The organism is Sphingomonas kyeonggiensis (assembly GCF_030812785.1).
Classification (GTDB): Bacteria; Pseudomonadota; Alphaproteobacteria; order Sphingomonadales; family Sphingomonadaceae; genus Sphingomonas; species Sphingomonas kyeonggiensis_B.
Window position 1 is genome coordinate 1,496,129 of sequence record NZ_JAUSTJ010000002.1, and the last position, 16,633, is coordinate 1,512,761.

A 16,633-nucleotide genomic window follows, 5' to 3' on the forward strand; every position below is an offset into this window, starting at 1 on the left:
AGCGACTTCAGCCGCTACTTCGGCACTGCGTTCCGTGGGACAGGGCCGCTGACGCGGCGAAACAGAGTCTCTGCGTCCTCTGCGCCTCTGCGCGAACAAAAAGGCTCCGCGCCTCCGCGTCTCCGCGTGAAAAATCAGGCCACCGGCCGCCGGGCGCGCAGGGCCTGGGCGAGCGTGCCTTCGTCGAGATAGTCGAGCTCGCCGCCCACCGGCAGGCCGTGCGCGAGCTGGGTGACGCGGACGGGATAGGTCTCGATCCGCTCGGCGATGTAATGCGCGGTGGTCTGGCCCTCGAGCGTGGCGTTCATCGCCAGCACCACTTCGTCGATCCCGCCGGCGGCGATGCGGGCGACCAGCCGGTCGATGCGCAGATCCTCGGGCCGCACGCCCTCCAGCGCCGAGAGGCGGCCGCCGAGCACATGGAAGCGGCCCGGGAAGAGCCGCGAGCGATCGAGCGCCCAGAGGTCGGCCACTTCCTCGACCACGCAGAGCGAGCGCACGTCGCGGCGGGGATCGGCGCAGATCTGGCAGGGGTCGCTGGTGTCGACATTGCCGCAGGTGCCGCAGGTGGCGAGGTTGCGGCTGACCGCGCCCAGTGCGGCGAGCAACGGATCGAGCGCGGTCTCGCGCTTCTTGAGCAGATGGAGCACCGCGCGGCGCGCCGAGCGCGGGCCGAGGCCGGGCAGTCGCGACAGGGCCTGGGTGAGCGCTTCGATCTCGGGAGATGCCATGAAGAGTGAGATAAGCGAGGCGGAACGGAAAGAAAACACCCTGGCCCCGCTCGCGCCTTCGCCTGAGATCCCGGCTTTCGCCGGGATGACGAGTAAGGCTAAGGGCACCGCATGCGAGTGATATTCATGGGAACGCCCGAATTCGCCGTGCCGGTGCTCGATGCGCTGGTCGACGCCGGGCACGACGTCGTGGCGGCGTACAGCCAGCCGCCCCGGGCAGGTGGACGGCGCGGCAAGGCGCTCACCCCCTCCCCGGTGCAGGCACGGGCCGAGGCGCTGGGGATCGCGGTGCGCACGCCCCTTTCCTTCCGCAAGGATCCCGATGCGCTGCCGGCGTTCCAGGCGCTGGAGGCCGATGTGGCGGTGGTCGCGGCCTATGGCCTGATCCTGCCCCAGGCAGTGCTCGATGCGCCGAGACATGGCTGCCTCAACGTCCATGGCTCGCTGCTGCCGAGGTGGCGCGGCGCCGCGCCGGTCCAGCGGGCGATCCTTGCTGGAGACACGGAGACGGGCATCGGCATCATGCAGATGGAAGCCGGGCTCGATACCGGGCCGGTGCGGCTCGAGGAACGGATTCCGATCGGTCCTTCCGATACCAGCGGCGTGCTTTCCCAGCGGCTCTCGCTGCTCGGCGCCAAGCTGATGGTGGAGGTGCTCGGCGACCTGGCCGGCTATCCTCCGCAGCCGCAGCCCGAGGACGGCGTGACCTATGCCGCCAAGATCGACAAGGCCGAGGCGCGGATCGACTGGAGCGTCGGTGCGCAACAGGTCGATCGCCAGGTCCGTGCCTTCAACCCCGCGCCCGGGGCGTGGTTCGAACATGAAGGCGAGCGCATCAAGCTACTGACCGCCCATGTCCAGAGCGCGTCCGACAATCCGGGCGACGTGCATTACCGCACCACGCCGGGGCTGGTGCTCGACGCGCAGCTGACGATCGGCTGCGGCGACGGCGCGATCCGGCCGGACACCGTCCAGCGTGCAGGACGTGGCGTCATGACGGTGACCGAGCTGCTGCGGGGCTTTCCGATCCCGCCGGGAATCCGGCTTTGACGCGGTTCGCGCTGACGGTGGAGTTTGACGGCCGGCCCTTCATGGGCTGGCAGCGGCAGGACCATGGCCCGAGCGTGCAGCAGGCGATCGAGGATGCCGCCTTTGCGGTGACCGGCGAGCGGGCATCGGTACAGGCGGCGGGGCGCACCGATGCCGGCGTGCACGGCCTGGGCATGCGCGCGCACATCGATATCGAGAAGCCGATCACCGCTTTCCGGCTGATGGAAGCCCTGAACGCACGCGTGCGGCCGCATCCGGTGGCGATCCTCGATTGCGTCGAGGTGGCGGACGACTGGCATGCGCGTTTCTCGTGCGTTGCACGCCATTATGAATATAGAATCTCAACAAGGCGGGCGCCGCTGACCTGGGAGAAGGGGCTGGCCTGGCGAGTGATACCGCCGCTCGATGCCGGACTGATGGCCGAGGGCGCGGCGCGGCTGCTGGGGCGGCACGACTTCACCACCTTCCGCTCGGCGCATTGCCAGGCGGACAGCCCGCTGCGCACGCTCGACCGGCTCGAAGTGGTGGCGGACGGCGAGCGGATCAGCGTGTTCGCCTCGGCGCGCTCGTTCCTGCATCACCAGGTGCGCTCGATGGTCGGCTGCATCGTGCTGGTCGGCCAGGGCCGCTGGACGCCCGACGACATGACCGCGGCGCTGGAAGCCCGCGACCGCGCAGCGCTCGGGCTCAACGCGCCGTCGGACGGGCTGTTTTTCCTGCGGGCGGACTATCCCTAAATCCCTCTCCCTTTGGGAGAGGGAGGGAGCGCCGAAGGCGCGGAAGGGTGAGGGTCGAAAGTCGAGGCTACCCTCACCTTCCCACTCGGCTTCGCCTCGCGGGCCCCTTCCTCTCCCAAAGGGAGAGGCGTTTTATCGGCTGAACCGCGCCGCCAGCTCGACATGGGTCGACCAGCGGAACTGGCCGACCGGCTGGATCCAGTCGAGGCGGTAGCCGCCCTGACACAGAATCTCCGCATCCCGTGCGAAGGTATTGGGATTACAGGAAACATGCGCCACCAGAGGTGTCCGCGCCCTGGCGATCTCGGCGGCCTGCTCGCGGGCGCCGGCACGGGGCGGATCGATCACCGCGGCTTCGAACTTGTCGAGATCGCCCGCCGTCACCGGGCGGCGGAACAGGTCGCGATGGTCGGCGAAGACCATGCGCCGCGCCTGCGCCGCCGCTGCCTTGAGCGACAGGATCGAATTCCGCGCGGCCTCGGCCGCATAGACCTTGGCGTTGGGGAAGGCGAAGGTGAAGGTGCCCAGGCCTGCGAAGAGGTCCGCGACGGTGCCGGCATCGCCGACGATCTCGCGGACCGCGGCAACCAGGGCCGCCTCGCCCTCGGGCGTCGCCTGGAGGAAATTGCCCTGGGGGAACGGCACGGGCACGCCGCCGAGCGTGATCGTCACCGGATCGGGCTCCCAGCGCGCCGTCGGCCCGAGGCCCTCGTCGATCGAGAAGCGGGCGAGCTGATGGCGATGCGCGAAGGCTATGATCGCCTCGGCGGCGGCGAGGCCCTCGGCCTCCAGCCCGTCGAGCAGGACGTCCACGCCCTGATCGGCCCGGGCGAGATGGACGTTGATCCGGCGCGAGGTCGGCAGCAGCGCGGCGAGCAGGCCGCGGAGCGGCGCCAGCAGCGCGAACAGCGCGGGATCGAGGACGTGGCATTCCTGCAGGTCGATCAGGGTGTGGCTGCCCTGGCCGGTGAAGCCGAGCAGCACCTGGCGCCCGCGGCGCTCGGCATGGAGCGTGGCGCGGCGGCGGGTGCGCGGCGGCGAGAGCAAGGGAGCGCGGATCTCGGTCTCCAGCTTGTGCTGGGCGAGCGCGCCGGCGATCCGGTCAACGATGAAAGCACTCCAGCTGGCATCGTCGAGATGCTGGAGCTGGCAGCCGCCGCATTCGGGGAAGTGCCGGCAGGGCGGCGCCTGGTGATGGGGGCCGCGGGTGATCGCGCCGTGCGCGTCGACCTGGTCGCCGGGGGCGGTGAAGGGGATGTAGCGGCCATCGTCGGTGATGCCCTCACCACGGCCGGCGACTTTCAGGACGGTGCTCAGAGACATTCGGAGATCGCTTGGGGGAGATGCATGGGCAGCGCATCGGCGATGAAGGCCGGCCCTGCAAGAGCGGCGGCGCGGGCATGGAGCCAGACCGCTGTTTCCGCGGCATTTTTATCGCCCGAGGCAACCTGGGCGGCGAGCGTGCCGGCAAGGACGTCGCCGGTGCCGGCGGTGGAGAGCCAGGACGAGGCCTGGGCCAGCACGCGCACCTCGCCGCGAGGGCTGGCGATCACCGTGTCGGCACCCTTGTGGATCACCGTCGCACGGGTTTCCGATGCCGCTGCAAGGGTTTGTGCGATCTTGTCGCCATCGCCTTCGAACATCCGCCCGAACTCGCCGGCATGCGGCGTGAGCCAGGTGGCGGCATTGCGGCGCTTGAGCCAGGCGGCGGCGGACTTGCCGAGCAGGGTCAGCGCATCGCCGTCAAGGATGAGGGGAAGATCGGCACCGAGCGCGGCCTTGAGCAGGCCCTCGGCGCGACGATCGCGGCCCAGGCCGGGGCCTATGACGACAGCCCCGATACGGTTCTCGGTGAGGAAATCCGCCAGATCGTCGCCATTCGCGATCCTGTGGCGCACCAAGGCGTCGGGTCCGCCGCTGCCGTCGCCGGCACCGGCGAGGATCGTGTAGCCCGCGCCGGCTGCCATCGCGGCATGGGCTGCGAGGCGCGCGGCGCCGGGCATGTCGCCCTCGACCACCACGACCAGCCCGCGGCTGTATTTATGCGCGCGCGGTCCCGGCGCGGCGAGCTTCGGACGGGTGACGGTGCGCCAGCTGGTATCGACGGGGATATCGATATCGGCGAGCAGGACATGGCCGCAGCATTCGAGCCCGGCACCGAGGACATGGGCGGGCTTGAGCGCGCCGAGCGCCAGCGTCGCGCTGATGCCGCGGGGGACGCCGAGATCGGCGCCGCTGTCGGTGGCGAGGCCCGAAGGCAGGTCGATCGCCAGGCTGAAGCGGGCAGCATGGACCAGTTCGGCGAAGACCGGGGCGATGCCGCGCTCCAGCGGGCGCGTGAGGCCGGTGCCGAACAGGCCATCGACCAGCACCGGGCGCGGCCGGGCGCGATAGAGCGAGTCCACCTCCCCGCCCCAGCGCTCCAGCATCGTGCGCGCCGCAGGCGTGCCCGGCTCGCCCGAGGCGGCGATGGCGACGTCATGGCCGGCTGCCTTCAGCAGGCGCGCGGCGACATAGGCGTCCCCGCCATTGTTGCCGGGGCCGGCAAGGACGAGGATCGGAGCGCCATGGGCGAAACGCGCGGCCTCGCGTGCCACCGCGGCGCCGGCCCGCTCCATCACGTCTAGCTGGGGTTCGCGCCGGAACACCGCCTCCTCGGCGGCGCGCATCTGGGCAGCGGTGACGATCGGTGCGCCGGGCGGGATCATTTGCCCGGTTTGGCCCCGCGCACGGTCGCAGGCAAGCGATAGCGCGCACCGCCGATCGCGACTTCGATCTGGTCGGGTGCGAGGATGGTGACCTTGGCCTTTTCGGCGCCGTCCGCCGCGATCACGCCGCGACCGTCGGTGGTGACGAGCAGGCGGCGGAAACCGCCGTCCGGATGGCGCAGGGTCAGGAACAGGCCGTCCTGCGACTGGGTGCGGTCGATCGTGCAGGCAAAGGCGAAGGTTTCGGCGCCGGGCGGGGCGCATTCGACGCGGCCCTCGGCCTTCTCCATCTTCTCGGCATGGACGGTGTTGCGGGCCTCGGCAGCCTTGTCGCGGACCTGGGTGTTGCAGGCGGTGAGGGAAAGAAGGGCCGCGAGCGTTAGTGCCCCGCGTGCCCTTCCCCTCTCCCCAGCCCTCTCCCCGGAGGGGAGAGGGAGAATATCAGATATCGGCAAAGACATGGGTTTCGGCGCTGGCTCCCGGGTGCGTGACAGCCCCCTTATAAGCCGGACCGACATTTTGCGAGAAGCGCCAGAGCGCGCCGGCCTGATAGTCGTTCATCCGCGGCTGCCACTTCGCCCGGCGCTCCGCCAGCACGTCCTCGGGCACGTTGAGATCGACGGTGCCAGCCTCGGCATCGATGCTGATCTCGTCGCCGTCCTCGACCAGCGCGATCGGGCCGCCCTCGGCCGCCTCGGGGCCGACATGGCCGATGCAGAAACCGCGGGTGCCGCCCGAGAAACGGCCATCGGTGATCAGCGCGACCTTCTCGCCCAGGCCCTGGCCATAGAGCGCCGCGGTGGTCGACAGCATCTCGCGCATGCCGGGTCCGCCCTTCGGCCCTTCATAGCGGATGACGACGACCGTTCCTTCCTTGATCGCATTGGCCTCGACCGCGGCAAAGGCATCTTCCTCGCGCTCGAACACCTTGGCGGTGCCTGTGAACTGGAGGCGGTGCATGCCCGCGACCTTCACGATCGCGCCTTCAGGGGCCAGCGAGCCGCGCAGGCCGACCACGCCGCCGGTGGGGGTGATCGGGGTCTTCGCGTCGTAGATGACCTTCTGGTCGGGGTTCCAGGTAACCTCGTCGATATTCTCGCCGAGCGTCTTGCCGGTCACCGTCATGCAATCGAGGTGGAGCAGGCCGGTCTGGGCAAGCGACTTCATCAGCATGTAGATGCCGCCGGCCTCGTGCATGTCCTTGGCGACATAGCGGCCGCCGGGCTTGAGATCGGCCATGTACGGCGTCGACTTGAAGATCTCGGCGACGTCGAACAGGTCGAAATCGATGCCGCACTCGTTCGCCATGGCGGGCAGGTGCAGCGCGCCATTGGTCGAGCCGCCGGTCGCCGCGACGATACGGGCGGCATTCTCGAAGGCTTCGCGGGTGCAGATGTCACGCGGGCGGATCTGCTTCTCGATCAGCGTCATCACCTGGCGGCCCGCGGCAACCGCGATCTCTTCACGCGACTTGTACGGAGCCGGCGCCATGTTGCTGTTCGGCAAGGACAAACCGATCGCCTCGGCGACGCAGGCCATGGTGTTGGCGGTGTACTGGCCGCCGCATGCGCCGTGACCCGGGCATGCCGCCTTCTCGATCGCGGTGACCTCGGAGAGCGGGCATTTGCCGGCGGCATAGCGGCCGACCACCTCGAACACGTCGATGACGGTGAGGTCGCGCTCCTGGTAGCGGCCGGGCAGGATCGAGCCGCCATAGACGAAGATCGACGGCACGTTAAGGCGGAGCATCGCCATCATCATGCCCGGCAGCGACTTGTCGCAGCCGGCAAAGGTGACGAGCGCGTCATAGCAATGCCCGCGGACCGAAAGCTCGACCGAGTCGGCGATGACCTCGCGGCTGACCAGAGAGGACTTCATGCCCTGGTGCCCCATGGCGATGCCGTCGGTCACGGTGATCGTGTTGAAGCGGCGCGGCATGCCGCCCGCCTCGTTCACGCCGGTGCGGCACCAGTCGGCCTGCTGATCGAGCGTCGTGTTGCACGGCGCGCTGTCGTTGCCCGCGGAAGCGATGCCGACGAACGGCCGGGCAATCTCCTCCTCGGTGAGGCCCATGGCGTAATAATAGCTGCGGTGCGGGGCGCTCTCGACGCCGACGGAAACGTAGCGGCTGGGGAGCTTGGACTTGTCGAATCGGTTGGTCATGATGCGCAAGCCTATGTCGCGCGGAGGGGGTTTTGCGCAATAGTCTTGCGCAAAGAAATTCTCGGGGGAGGGAAATATAGCCGTCATCCCGGCGGAAGCCGGGATCTCAGGCGATGGCGCGGAAGGAGCCGCACGAGATCCCGACTTTCGTCGGGATGACGGTTTTGGGGTTCGGGCAAAGGCACGCTTCCTGTTAGCGGAGAAGATGCCCGGCCAAGTCCGCCAAAATATCGGCCCACTCCCGCGCCCCCGCATCCTCCCGGATCAGGTCGTTGCGGATCTCGATCGCGACCGAGGGTCTCCCCTGCCCTTCGGCATGGCGGTTGAGCGTCGCGTTGAGCAGGCGGCCCGAATAGGGCTCGTTGTCGCCGGTGACGAAGCCGCGATCCCGGAAGAACTTCACCGTAGGATGCGCGGCACGAGTGTCGCGGTTGTAGAGCACGCCGACCTGCCAGGGGCGATCGGTGCCGCCATGTTCGAGGCACGGCGTGAAGCTGTGGATCGACAGGATCAGCCGGGGCCGCCGGGCGCGAACCTGGTCGCGCAGCACGCGGTGATAGGGCGTGTGGAAGCGGGCGATGCGCGCGGGCTTGTCGACGCTCTCGTTGCCCGGGATCAGATGGCCGTCGCTGCGGTGCGGGATCAGGCCGATATGATCGGGCTCGCGGTGGAGATCGATCACCAGCCGCGAGACGGTGGCGAGGATCGCCGGGCAGTCAAGCTTCGCCGCCAGCGCGCGGGTGACCGCGGCGGCACCGATGTCGATCGCGATATGGTTGTCGAGCAGGGCCGGATCGATGCCCAGGTCGATATCGGCTGGCACGGCGTTGGAGGCGTGGTCGCAGAGCAGCAGCACGTCCTGTGCGCCGCCCTCGAGGATCTCGGCGGCGCTCACCAGGCGGGGTTCCGGCGGGCGCGGAAGGCGGCAAGTCCCTCGGCGAATTCGGCGCCGCCGAACGCATCCTCGAAGCCCTGGTCGGTCTGCTCGCCGCGCAGGGTGCGCTTGAGCAGTTGGACGGCCTGGGGGGCGTTGCCGGCGATGGCGTTCGCCATGGCGGTGGCGGTGTCGATCGCCTTGGCGGTCTTCAGCTCGACCAGACCGATCTTGTGGACCTCGTCGGGGCGGAGCTTGTCGCCGGTGAAGAGGAGGAGCGAGGCCATGCCCCTCCCGACCTGCGCCTCCAGCCGGGCGACGTCCTCGCGGGGATAGCCGAGGCCCAGCCGCGCCGGGGTGACGGCGAATTCGGAGAGCTTGCCGGCGATGCGGATATCGGCGGCGAGGATCAGCGCCACCGCCGCGCCGAAACAGCCGCCGTCGATCGCAGCGATCACCGGCATGGGGAGCGCGGCGACCGCCTCGATCCCCTCGCGCATCGCCTCGCGGAATTGGGTGCGGAGCGAGGGATCGGCCTGGAGCTGCTCGAACTCGCGGACATCGGCGCCGGCGGAGAAGATGCCGGGCACGTCGGAGCGGAGGATCACGGCGCGGGCATCGCCGACATCGCGCGCGGCGGCGGCGAGCGCCTGCCAGGCGGCGGTGGGAAGCGCGTTCTTCGCCTCGGGCCGGGCGAGCGCGATGGTGGCGACATTGCCGGTGCGGGTGAGATGGATCATGGCGCGGATCGGCCCGAATGGCGGCGCGCTGTCAAGGGGTGGATGGGGCGGGACTTGGAGACTCTCCGCGCCCGCGCCACCGACGGACGTTCTGCTCCCGGCAGTCGATCCGCTGGGGACGGTATGCGCCTGGAGCCACCAACATCCTGCTAAATGGACTGGTTAACTGCTTCTCCCTTTTCCCCGGCGAAGGCCGGGGCCCAGTCTAAGCGTGCGCGGCGAAGACGCGCCAGGGCGCGTGACTTTCAAGTCTGGGCCCCGGCCTTCGCCGGGGAAAGCAGAAGGGGAAATCAGGTGAGCCGGCTGGGCAGCACCCACCAGCCCTGCTCGGCCAGCACCTCGGCGGCCGCGTCCCGGCGCGCATCATCGTCGAACAGCGCGAAGCAGGTGGCGCCCGAGCCGGACATGCGGGTTAGCCCGGCGCCCGGCTGGGCGGCGAGCAGCGCCAGCACCTCGTCGATCACCGGGGCGATGGCGCGGGCGGGCGGCTCCAGGTCGTTGCGGCCCTGGCGCGGGTCGGCCGGCAGCGGGCCGCGGTCGATACCGTCCCAGCGGCGGAACACTTCGGCGGTGGAGACCGCCACGCCCGGATTGACCAGCAGCACCGGCGCGCCGGGAAGGCCGGGGACCGGTTCGAGCTGCTCGCCCCTGCCCCGGCCGATCGCGGTGCGGCCGAACAGGCAGGCTGGCACGTCCGAGCCCAGCGCGTCGGCGATGGCGAACATGTCCTCGATGGCGACACCGTGCAGCCGGCCCAGCGCGCGCAGCGTCGCCGCGGCATCGGCCGAGCCGCCGCCGATGCCCGAGGCGACCGGCAGGTGCTTGTCGAGGGTGATCGCATGGGCGCCGTGGCCGAACTGCTCCCGGAACGCACGGGCCGCGCGGGTGACGAGATTGTCGCCTTCCCCGCGCAGCACCGCGGCGAAGGGACCGGCCAGGGTGAAGCTGTCGGCCTCGGCCGGCTCGACCTGCACGATATCGCCATGCTCGACGAACGCGAACAGCGTCTCCAGCTCGTGATAGCCATCGGAGCGGCGCGCGCGGACGTGCAGCGCCAGGTTGAGCTTGGCCCTGGCAATCTCGGTAACCATCAGTTCAGCCCGTTCGCCAGCTTGGCCTGGAGCCGCGTGGCATCGGCGGGGCCGGCGCCGACCTCGGCGGCGCGCCAAGCGTAGCGTGCCTCGAACCGGCGGCCGAGCTTCCAATAAGTGTCGCCGAGATGCTCGTTGGGCCGCGAGCCGCCCGGATCGGCGCGGACCGCCTGCTCCAGCAGGGGCAGCGCCCGGGTGAACTGGCCATCGGCATAGTAAGCCCGGCCGAGCGAGTCGGTGATCGCCGGATCATTGGGCTTGAGCTTGCGCGCCCGCTCGAGCAGCGCCTGGGCGGCCGGGAGATCGACGCCGCGCTCGACCTGGGCATTGCCGAGCCAGGTCAGCGCCTCGGGCTCCTCCGGAGCGAGCTGGACCGCGCGCTGGAGGACGGGGAGCGCCTCTTCCCAGCGGCCGGCACGATCGAGCGCCGCGCCGCGGAGATAGTAGAATTCCCAGCCGCTCTCGTCGCCGGCGCGGACTTGGGCATGGGCATAGGCTTCGGCGGCATCGGCATAGCTGCCGGTCCGGAAGAGCAGCTCGCCATAGGTGCGGATCTCCTGCGGGCTGGCCTTCTCGGCAGCGGCGAGCGCCTTCGCATCGGCCAGCGCCTCGGGGAGGCGGCCAGCCTTGCGGAGCGCGGCGACCCGGCCCGAAGCGGCACCGCGGACGAAGGGGCCGTCGGTGCGGATCTCCGCGAGCGTGCGCAGCGCGAGATCGGTGGCGTCGCTGCGCGACAGCGCGTCGGCGAGGAGCAGCCGGGCGCGGTCCTCCTGCGGATCGAGCAGCAGCGCGGCGCGGGTGAGCAGGATCGAGAGCGGCGCCAGTTCCTCGCCGCCCAGGTCCGAAGCGAGGCTGAGAAAGGCATGGGCGGCGCCGAAGGCGGCATCGGGCCGGCCGCCCTTCGCCTCGCGCTTGCGCCAGGCCTTGCTCGCGCCGGCAAGGTCGCCGAGGAGCTGCTCGGCCTTGTCGGCGCGGCCGGTGCGGAGCAGCGCGATGCCGGCATCGATGCGCGCGTCCGGCGCATCGTCGGTGCCGCCGAACGCGGCGAGCGAGAACAGGCCCTGGTCGGTCTTGCCCGCGGCGATCAGCAGCAGCGCCCGGTGGCGGCCGGTGAAGCGCGAGGCGAGTGCGTTGCCGCGCGCGGTGTCGAGCAGGGGCAGCGGATCCTCGCCGCGATCGAGCGCAAGCCAGGCGCCGAGCACGGGCACCATGAAATCGAGCTGCGCCTTGGACATACGCTCCAGCGCCTTCTCGGCGCCGAGCCGGTCCCTGCCCTTCAGCGCGACGGCGAAGGCGAGCAGATCGGTGTCAGGCGGAGCGATGCGCGCGGCGACCAGCGAGGCGGCGGCGCGGGTAGCGAGCGCATAGTCGCCCGCCGCCAGCCCCTGGCGATAGGCACGCATCGCCAGCACCTGATCGCCGGGCACCGCGGTGAGCGCGCGGGCATAGCCGGCCGCGGCACGATCGGGCTCCCCCGCCGCATCGGCGGCGCGGGCGCGGGCATAGTCGCGCAGGTCGAGCGGGGGCTCGGCCCGCTGCGCCGCCGCCGGCAAGGCCAGCAGCAGCGCAAGCGTCAAACTACATGTTCGGATAATTGGGGCCGCCGCCCCCTTCGGGGACCACCCAGTTGATGTTCTGGGTAGGATCCTTGATGTCGCACGTCTTGCAATGGACGCAATTCTGCGCGTTGATCTGGAAGCGCAGATCGTCGCCTTCGCCGACAACTTCGTAGACACCCGCGGGACAGTAGCGCTGCGCCGGCTCGGCGTACACCGGAAGATTGTAGTTAATCGGGATTTCCGGGTCCTTCAGCGTCAGATGGACCGGCTGGTCCTCCTCGTGATTGGTGTTCGAGATGAACACCGAAGAGAGGCGATCGAAGGTCAGCACGCCGTCGGGCTTGGGATAGTCGATCTTCGGCGCGACCGAGGCGTGCCACATGCCTTCATTGTCGGGCTTGTGCTTCATGGTGAAGGGCCAGCGCAGGCCGAGCAGCTCGCTCCACATCGCCGCACCGGCGAGCAAGGTGCCCCAGGTGTCGCCGAACTTCTTGACCAACGGCGCGACGTTGCGGACGCCGCGCAGCTCCTTGTAGACCCAGCTCTTCTCGTACGCCTCGGGATAGGCGGCCAGCTCGTCCGCCTCGCGGCCCGCGCCGACCGCGGCGAACGCCGCCTCGGCCGCCATCATGCCGCTCTTCATCGAGGTGTGGGTGCCCTTGATCCGCGGCACGTTGAGGAAGCCCGCCGCGTCGCCGATCAGCGCGGCACCGGGCGCGACCAGCTTCGGCACCGACTGCCAGCCGCCGTCCGAGATGGCGCGGGCGCCATAGGAAACGCGCTTGGCCCCCTTGAGGATCGCCGCGATCTCCGGATGGGTCTTCCAGCGCTGCATCTCCTGGAAGGGCGAGAGATAGGGGTTCTTGTAGTTGAGCCAGGTCACGAAGCCGAGCGCGACCTGCCCGTCGGCCTGGTGATAGAGGAAGCCGCCGCCATTGGCGCCGTCGGTAAGCGGCCAGCCCTGGGTGTGGATCACCCGGCCCGGCACGTGGTTGGCCGGATCGATGTCCCACAGCTCCTTGATGCCGATGCCGTAGATCTGCGGCTGGCTGTCCTTGTCGAGCTCGAAATTGCGGATCAGCTGCTTGGTGAGGTGGCCGCGGCAGCCCTCGGCGAAGAAGGTGTACTTGGCGTGGAGCTCTAGGCCGGGCTGGTAATCCGGCTTGTGCTCGCCGTCGCGGGCCACGCCCATGTCGCCGGTGGCGACGCCCTTCACGCTGCCATTGTCGTGGTAGAGGATCTCGGCGGCGGAGAAGCCCGGGAAGATCTCGACGCCCAGCTCCTCGGCCTTGCCGGCCAGCCAGCGGCAGAGATTGCCCAGCGAGCCGGTATAGGTGCCCTTGTTGTGGAGGAACGGCGGGGTGATGAACTCGGGGAAGCCCGACTTGCCCTTCGCGCTCAGCACCCAGTGATGGTTCTCGGTCACCGGCGTGCTGGCCAGCGGACAGCCATCCTCGCGCCACGTCGGCAGCAGCTCGTCGAGCGCCTTGGGATCGATCACCGCGCCGGAAAGGATATGCGCGCCGACCTCGGAGCCCTTCTCCAGGATGCACACCGAAAGCTCGCTGCCCGCTTCGCTGGCCAGCTGCTTCAGCCGGATCGCCGCCGAAAGGCCCGCGGGGCCCGCGCCGACGATCACGACGTCATAGGGCATCGACTCCCGTTCGCTCATCATCGCATCCTTCATAGTCTTGGCCTGAAACGCGCCGCACCGCTTGTCGTCGCATGCTGGCAACGTCCTGTCCCTTGGTCGATGAAGGCAGATTGACCCGCCCGTCAAGCCGTGACTCTGTGCAGTGGTGGGAGGCGAATACACAGCGGATTGGGGGCGTACCCTTGCGAGCGCACTCGAATGGTGGCGCGATGCGGGTGTCGAAACCCTTCAGGAGGATGAGGCTCGCGACTGGCTCGCGCGGCCGGCGCCCGTGCAGGTGGCGCAGGCTGCCGTAACGTCGCCCCAGCCGGAGGTCCTGCCCGATACGCTTGCCGCCTTCACCGCCTGGCGCACCGGCGAGACCGTGCCCGAGGCCGGCTGGATGACCCCCAGGATCGCCCCGAGCGGCCCCGCGAATGCCCAGATCGTCGTGCTGACCGACATGCCGGAAAGCGACGACCAGAGCGAAATTCTCGCCGACAGCGCCGCCGGAAAGCTGTTCGCGCGCATGCTGACCGCCGCCGGGATCGCGCGTGATTCGGTATATTTCCTGCCGCTCGCCGTCGCCCGCCCGCTCGCCGGCCGGATCCCGCCCGACCAGGAGGGCCGGCTGATCGAGATCACCAAGCATCACCTCAAGCTGCTCCAGCCGGCTAAGCTGTTGATTTTGGGACAAACGGCGAGCCGTGTCCTGGCTGAGACGAATGACGGAGGCGCAGCAAATGGTTTAGTTGATGTTAACCACTTCGGTGGCAAAACCGCAGCCGTAGCGAGCCTGCACCCGCGCTTCCTGTTGGAGCGCCCGGCCGCCAAGAGCGAAGCCTGGAAGCATCTGCTGCAGTTGACCCGGGGGACCCTGTGACCATGCGTATCCTGCTTGCCGCCGCGTTGATCGCGTCACCGGCGCTGGCCCATGCCGCCGATCTGCCGGCCGGCACCACCAATTCCAACGCTGCCGAAGACGGCGCCGCCGCCCCGGCCCCGCGTGAAGGCGACGGCATCCCCGAGCAGCTCGATTCGGACCAGAAGGCCGGATACCGCAAGGTGTTCGCCGCGATCCGCGCACAGCGCTGGCAGGATGCCCAGCTCCAGCTCGATTCGATGAAGCCGGGCCCGCTCCATTCGATCGCCCGCGCCGAGCTCTACACTGCCAAGAACTCGCCCAAGGTCGAGCTCGCCCCGATCCTCCAGCTGATCGGCGACGCGCCCGAGCTGCCCCAGGCCGACCAGCTCAGCCGCATGGCCCGGACCCGCGGCGCGGTCTCCACCCCCGCCATCCCGGCCGCCGCGCGCCTCGTCTGGTATGACGGTGCCCCGGTCCGCCAGCGTGCCCGCTCGATCAAGAGCGACACCGCCGCCACCGAGATCGCGCTCGCCATCCAGCCCTATGTGAAGGCCGACCAGGGCCTCGAGGCCGAGGGCGTGGTGAGCAAGTTCGAAGCCGACCTGACGCCCGAGGCGAAGACCGAGTGGCAGCAGAAGGTCGCCTGGATCTACTATGTCGCAGGCGATGACGAGAATGCCCGCCGCGTCGCCGCCAAGGCGCAGGACGGATCGGGCGACTGGGCCCCGCAGGCCGACTGGGTCGCCGGGCTCGCCGCCTGGCGCGAGCAGGATTGCGCCGGTGCCACCGCCGCCTTCGAGCGCGTCGCCACCCGCGCCGCCGATACCGAGCTGCGCTCCGCCGGCCTTTACTGGGGCTCGCGCGCCGAGATGGCGTGCGGCCATCCCGACAAGGTCGAAGTGAAGCTGCGCGCCGCCACGCAATATGGCGAGACCTTTTACGGCCTGCTCGCCAAGTCGGCGCTCGGCATCGAGGACAAGCCCGGCAAGGGCGAGAGGTTCGTCGCCGAGGACTGGCGCGCGCTGGAGCGCCGTCCGAACGTCCGCGTCGCCGCTGCCCTGGTCGAGATCGACGAGGACGGGCTGGCCGACGAGGTGCTGCGCTACCAGGCGAAGATCGGCTCGGCATCCGAGCATCTCGCGCTGACCCGCCTGGCGGGCCGGCTGAGCCTGCCCTCCACCCAGCTCTGGCTCACCCACAACTGCCCGCAGGGTACTCAACCGCTGACCGCCGCGCGCTATCCGGCGCCGAACTGGACCCCGGCGGGCGGCTGGCGCGTCGACAAGGCGCTGGTGTTCGCCCACACGCTGCAGGAATCGCGCTTCAACTCGGAGATCCGCAGTGCCGCCGGCGCGATGGGCCTGATGCAGGTGAAGACCGGCGCGGCGATCGACATCGGCCGGCGCAACGGCATGAACTATGCCGCCAGCGACCTGACCAAGCCCTCGGTCAACATGGAGATCGGCCAGTCCTATCTCGAGCAGCTGCGCGACCAGCCTTTCACCGGCGGCCTGCTGCCCAAGGTTATCGCGTCCTACAATGCCGGCCCCACCCCGGTCGCCAACTGGAATGCGATGATCAAGGATGGCGGCGATCCGCTGCTCTATATCGAGAGCATCCCCTATTGGGAGACGCGCGGTTACGTGATGACCGTGCTGCGCAACTACTGGATGTACGAGAACCAGGAGGGCCGCAAGTCGAGCAGCCGCGAGGCGCTGGCCCAGGGCATGTGGCCAAAATTCCCCGGCATGCAGGGCCCGGCCGCGGTGCGGCTCAGCGCGCGCAAGCTCGCCTTCCACCAGGATGGCAATGCCAATCGATAACAGCATCGCCTTCCGCCCGGTGCGGATCGCGGTGCTCACGGTCTCCGACACGCGGACCTTGGCCGACGACCGATCGGGCGACCGGCTGGTCGAGCGGCTGACGGCGGCGGGGCATGTGCTGGCCGCGCGCGCGATCATCGAGGACGATGCAGACGCGATCGTGGCCCAGCTGGAACGCTGGATCGGCGATCCGCAGGTCGAGGTGGTGCTGACCACCGGCGGCACCGGCGTGACCGGGCGCGACGTGACGCCCGAGGCGCTGACGCGGGTGCAGGAAAAGGAGATCCCCGGCTTCGGCGAGCTGTTCCGTTGGCTCAGCTACCAGTCGATCGGCACCTCGACGATCCAGTCGCGCGCGACCGCGGGCGTGGCGCGCGGCACCTATATCTTCGCCCTGCCCGGCTCGACCGGCGCGGTCACCGACGCCTGGGACGGCATCCTGGCGAGCCAGCTCGATATCCGGCACAAGCCGTGCAACTTCGTGGAATTGCTGCCGCGGCTGGGGGAGCGCTGAAGCCCCATTGTCCTACCCGTCACCCCGGCCTGGTGCCGGGGTCCACCGGGAGGCACGCGTCGGACAAGAGGCTCTTGCTCAGGACGGGAGGCCTGGTGGCCCCCGGCACAAGGCCGGGGTGACGAAGGTAATGACCGAGGCGCCC

At 69.7% G+C, this 16,633-nt stretch carries 15 protein-coding genes; 5 read left to right on the forward strand and 10 right to left on the reverse strand.

Annotated elements, in window-relative coordinates; genetic code table 11:
* Positions 1-134: 134 nt before the first annotated feature.
* Positions 135-731: a recombination mediator RecR gene (recR, locus tag J2W22_RS16755; protein ID WP_307119366.1), complete on the reverse strand. Its 597-nt coding sequence runs from the start codon at positions 729-731 to the stop codon at positions 135-137.
* A gap of 111 nt (positions 732-842) precedes the next feature.
* Here recR and fmt point away from each other — a divergent pair, with 111 nt between their 5' ends.
* Positions 843-1,781, forward strand: a complete 939-nt coding sequence (fmt, locus tag J2W22_RS16760) for a methionyl-tRNA formyltransferase (protein WP_307119367.1) — start codon at positions 843-845, stop codon at positions 1,779-1,781.
* On the forward strand, positions 1,778-2,518 hold the full coding sequence (gene truA, locus J2W22_RS16765; protein ID WP_307119368.1) for a tRNA pseudouridine(38-40) synthase TruA: 741 nt from the start codon (positions 1,778-1,780) through the stop codon (positions 2,516-2,518). Before fmt ends, truA begins: the two co-directional genes overlap by 4 nt.
* A gap of 132 nt (positions 2,519-2,650) precedes the next feature.
* Here the strand turns inward: truA and J2W22_RS16770 are convergent, their stop codons facing one another.
* From J2W22_RS16770 to J2W22_RS16810, 9 genes are all read right to left on the reverse strand, one after another.
* Complete coding sequence (locus J2W22_RS16770) at positions 2,651-3,841, reverse strand: class I SAM-dependent RNA methyltransferase (RefSeq protein ID WP_307119369.1); 1,191 nt, start codon at positions 3,839-3,841, stop codon at positions 2,651-2,653.
* Entirely contained in the window at positions 3,832-5,226 is a 1,395-nt protein-coding gene (locus J2W22_RS16775) for an NAD(P)H-hydrate dehydratase (protein WP_307119370.1), read from the reverse strand. The genes J2W22_RS16770 and J2W22_RS16775 overlap by 10 nt, the downstream gene beginning before the upstream one ends.
* Positions 5,223-5,516 carry a hypothetical protein gene (locus J2W22_RS16780; protein WP_307119371.1) on the reverse strand — a complete coding sequence of 98 codons (294 nt, stop codon included), beginning with the start codon at positions 5,514-5,516 and terminating at the stop codon, positions 5,223-5,225. Before J2W22_RS16780 ends, J2W22_RS16775 begins: the two co-directional genes overlap by 4 nt.
* A 151-nt stretch (positions 5,517-5,667) precedes the next feature.
* Positions 5,668-7,389, reverse strand: coding sequence for a dihydroxy-acid dehydratase (gene ilvD, locus J2W22_RS16785; RefSeq protein ID WP_307119372.1), 1,722 nt, complete (start codon positions 7,387-7,389; stop codon positions 5,668-5,670).
* A gap of 193 nt (positions 7,390-7,582) precedes the next feature.
* Positions 7,583-8,284, reverse strand: a complete 702-nt coding sequence (locus J2W22_RS16790) for an N-formylglutamate amidohydrolase (protein WP_307119373.1) — start codon at positions 8,282-8,284, stop codon at positions 7,583-7,585.
* Entirely contained in the window at positions 8,281-9,003 is a 723-nt protein-coding gene (locus J2W22_RS16795) for an enoyl-CoA hydratase/isomerase family protein (RefSeq protein WP_307119374.1), read from the reverse strand. Before J2W22_RS16795 ends, J2W22_RS16790 begins: the two co-directional genes overlap by 4 nt.
* 290 nt (positions 9,004-9,293) lie before the next feature.
* Complete coding sequence (locus tag J2W22_RS16800; RefSeq protein WP_307119375.1) at positions 9,294-10,094, reverse strand: 4-(cytidine 5'-diphospho)-2-C-methyl-D-erythritol kinase; 801 nt, start codon at positions 10,092-10,094, stop codon at positions 9,294-9,296.
* Positions 10,094-11,671 (reverse strand): tetratricopeptide repeat protein, encoded by a 1,578-nt coding sequence (locus tag J2W22_RS16805; protein ID WP_307119376.1) that lies wholly within the window; start codon positions 11,669-11,671, stop codon positions 10,094-10,096. The genes J2W22_RS16800 and J2W22_RS16805 overlap by 1 nt, the downstream gene beginning before the upstream one ends.
* 1 nt (position 11,672) lies before the next feature.
* Positions 11,673-13,325, reverse strand: a complete 1,653-nt coding sequence (locus J2W22_RS16810; protein ID WP_307119377.1) for an electron transfer flavoprotein-ubiquinone oxidoreductase — start codon at positions 13,323-13,325, stop codon at positions 11,673-11,675.
* Positions 13,326-13,449: 124 nt separating this feature from the next.
* Between J2W22_RS16810 and J2W22_RS16815 the strand changes: the two genes are divergently transcribed.
* Genes J2W22_RS16815 through moaB form a run of 3 tightly spaced genes read left to right on the forward strand, consistent with a single transcriptional unit; the run spans position 13,450 to position 16,488 of the window.
* A complete protein-coding gene (locus J2W22_RS16815; protein WP_307119378.1) occupies positions 13,450-14,169 on the forward strand; it encodes a uracil-DNA glycosylase family protein in 720 nt (239 codons plus the stop codon).
* Positions 14,170-14,171: 2 nt separating this feature from the next.
* Positions 14,172-15,974 (forward strand): lytic transglycosylase domain-containing protein, encoded by a 1,803-nt coding sequence (locus J2W22_RS16820; RefSeq protein ID WP_307119608.1) that lies wholly within the window; start codon positions 14,172-14,174, stop codon positions 15,972-15,974.
* On the forward strand, positions 15,961-16,488 hold the full coding sequence (moaB, locus tag J2W22_RS16825) for a molybdenum cofactor biosynthesis protein B (protein WP_307119379.1): 528 nt from the start codon (positions 15,961-15,963) through the stop codon (positions 16,486-16,488). The genes J2W22_RS16820 and moaB overlap by 14 nt, the downstream gene beginning before the upstream one ends.
* The last annotated feature ends 145 nt before the right edge of the window (positions 16,489-16,633 follow it).